At 26.9% G+C, this 2,722-nt stretch carries 3 protein-coding genes and 1 riboswitch; of the genes, 1 reads left to right on the forward strand and 2 read right to left on the reverse strand.

The features are described 5' to 3' along the window. Positions 1-163: 163 nt before the first annotated feature. Together thiC and Q0V09_RS10380 are read right to left on the reverse strand one after the other, a co-directional pair. The gene (gene thiC, locus Q0V09_RS10375; protein ID WP_297489312.1) at positions 164-1,441 is read right to left on the reverse strand and encodes a phosphomethylpyrimidine synthase ThiC; all 1,278 of its coding nucleotides are present in this window, start codon (positions 1,439-1,441) and stop codon (positions 164-166) included. A gap of 125 nt (positions 1,442-1,566) precedes the next feature. Beyond that, positions 1,567-1,668: riboswitch (TPP riboswitch) on the reverse strand. A gap of 121 nt (positions 1,669-1,789) precedes the next feature. Beyond that, positions 1,790-1,942 (reverse strand): hypothetical protein, encoded by a 153-nt coding sequence (locus tag Q0V09_RS10380; RefSeq protein ID WP_297489315.1) that lies wholly within the window; start codon positions 1,940-1,942, stop codon positions 1,790-1,792. Positions 1,943-2,224: 282 nt separating this feature from the next. On the opposite strand from Q0V09_RS10380, the gene Q0V09_RS10385 reads away from it, so the two are divergent. Then, entirely contained in the window at positions 2,225-2,428 is a 204-nt protein-coding gene (locus Q0V09_RS10385) for a hypothetical protein (RefSeq protein ID WP_297489317.1), read from the forward strand. Positions 2,429-2,722: the final 294 nt, after the last annotated feature.

The following is a 2,722-nucleotide window of genomic DNA, read 5'->3' on the forward strand; positions in this document are numbered from 1 at the left end:
CTACACCAGGACGTACACTCTTTCCCTACACGACGCTCTTCCGATCTCTATAATATTTTGAGGTTTTGAAAGAAAAATATATCCATTTTCTAATTTCCCTATAAATAATGGAGAAGAATTTTTTTTATTAACTACAATAAATATCCCATAACTTTTAAAATTATTACTCAAGAATCTCATTACATCTTTTAATAGGACAAAGATCTCCACACATAGTACATACTTTTTCTTCACTAGGAGAAGAAGATGCTCTATATTCTTTAGCCTTCTCAATATCTATACACTCATTAAACATTCCTTCCCAATTAAGTTCTCCTCTATATTTACTCATTCTATTATCCCAATCAGTAGCACCTTTTATTCCTTTAGCTATATCCCCAGCATGAGCTGCAATTCTAGAAGCCATAATTCCCTCCTTCATATCTTCTACAGTTGGTAATCTAAGATGCTCTGCAGGAGTTACATAACAAAGAAAATCAGCTCCACTTGCTGCTGCAATGGCTCCTCCTATAGCTCCTGTTATATGATCATATCCAGGCGCTATATCTGTTACTATTGGTCCTAACACATAAAAAGGAGCATTATAACAAAGTTTCTTTTCAAGTTGCATATTTGTTACAATTTCATGCATTGGAATATGTCCTGGTCCTTCTATTATAACTTGAACATTCTTTTCCCAAGCTCTTTTCGTTAATTCTCCTAAAATTAAAAGCTCCTGTATTTGTGGTCCATCTGTTGAATCAGCTATGCTTCCAGGTCTTAATCCATCACCAAGACTTAAGGTTACATCATAATTTTGACAAATTTCAAGTAATCTATCAAAATATTCATAAAAAGGATTTTCTTGATCATTTGCTATCATCCACTGAAAAAGAATTGAACCTCCTCTACTCACTATTTTTGTAAGTCTTTTTGTATTTTTCAATCTATCTATACATGATCTATTTAATCCTGCATGAACAGTAATAAAATCAATTCCATCTTGACAATGCTCTTCTACTACATCAAAAAGATCATCAACGGACATATTTTTTATATTTTTTCCAAGTTTTGCAATAGCATCATACATAGGTACAGTTCCTAGCATTACATCTGTTTTTTCCACAAGTTCTTTTCTAAATGCCTTTGTATTGCCAAAAGTACTTAAATCCATTATTGCATCAGTTCCATATTCAATAGCTTTTAAAACTTTTATCATTTCATTTGAATAATCACAGCAATCTTCTGAAACTCCTAAATTAACATTAACTTTAGTTTTCATTCCTTCACCAACAGCTCTAGGGTAAATATTTTTATGACCTATATTTTTAGGTATAACAATTCTACCTTGAGACATTTTTTCAAGAAGTTCTTCTTTTGATATCTTCTCATCTTTAGACACTATTTCCATCTCTTTAGTAAATATCCCTTTTTTAGCAGCTTCCATTTGTGTAGAATACATAATCATTCTCCTTTAAATTTTATTTATATAAAACAAAAAAGCCCTATACTCATAGAGTACAAGGCTTTAATTTAAAAATAATTCTACTAAAAAAAATTAAATTAAAAAATTTAACTAAGTAGATTATGAATAAAAAATTCCTTCCCTCCGCTGGTATTATCCAGTTCAAGTTATAAGGGTCAGGAAATAATTTCCCCTCTCAGCCATTAGCTCCCCTAGAAATTTAAATTTAATTGCTTTATATATTGCCAATTATATATATATAATTTTTAAAAGTCAAATTAATTTTAATACAATTTTAAAAAATATAAGAAAAGAAAATCCCCCCTAGATTTCTTTTCTTATATTTTATTTAGTTTTAATTATATTAACTTCCCAATCATAACAACTTTTTTTAAATTTAATATGCAGTTCTTTAGCATATTCTTGCGCCTCTTTCAAATCCCCAAATTTTTTTGAAATAATTAATAATCCTTTTTGCTTTAATTCTACACTAAACATAAGTCCTCCTTAAACAGTAATTTATATAATTTGAAAATATATATTACATATTATAAGTGTATATTTTCAATACGAAAAAGTCAAGATATAGATGTACTGGATAATAATTATATATACAATGACTACGTATTATATTTTTTATATAGTTTACATTTTTCATATTGTCTGTATCTGTGTCAAAAGTAAAACTTACTGTAATAAATTTCACAATAATTTTAAAAGATATTTATATATTATTTTGTAAATTTATTAAATTAAATAATATTATAAGAGGTGATTAATATGGAGAAAATTACTACAGTTGAAGAAAGAATAGAAGAAAGGAAAAATAAGTTGAACTCTATAGCTTCTGATATTCTATTAAAACATGATAAAAATAATTATAAATATTTAGAATATAATTATAATAATAAAATTTACTGTGAAAAATATTTAGACTATTCAACCTGGGAAATTACTCTTATTGAAGATTTTTTTTATAAATAAATATTTTTTTATAAAAAATTTGCATTTTAGACTAATATAGGGATATAATAAAGACAACTTAGTTGTTGAAAAATAGTCTTAATTGTCAATTTATAAGACTATTAATTTTAAAATAATATGTAATTTTTAGGAGGAACAATGAACAAATTTTTATCCATATTTTTTTTAGCATCATCAATCATTCTAGCTAGTGGACCCAAAGTCCCTTATAATCATCCACATCAAAATGTAGTAGAAATGGCTAATATTGGAAGAAATAAAGATATTAACTGGATTACAGTTACAGATGTTGAG

Origin of the sequence: uncultured Cetobacterium sp. (assembly GCF_947039425.1) — a bacterium.
GTDB lineage: Bacteria > Fusobacteriota > Fusobacteriia > Fusobacteriales > Fusobacteriaceae > Cetobacterium_A.

Excerpts from the sequence above, each read along its gene's own strand:
- Q0V09_RS10380 (WP_297489315.1), bottom strand. The coding sequence starts at position 1,942 with ATGTTTAGTGTAGAATTAAAGCAAAAAGGATTATTAATTATTTCAAAA.
- thiC (WP_297489312.1), bottom strand. The coding sequence starts at position 1,441 with ATGTATTCTACACAAATGGAAGCTGCTAAAAAAGGGATATTTACTAAA.
- Q0V09_RS10385 (WP_297489317.1), top strand. The coding sequence starts at position 2,225 with ATGGAGAAAATTACTACAGTTGAAGAAAGAATAGAAGAAAGGAAAAAT.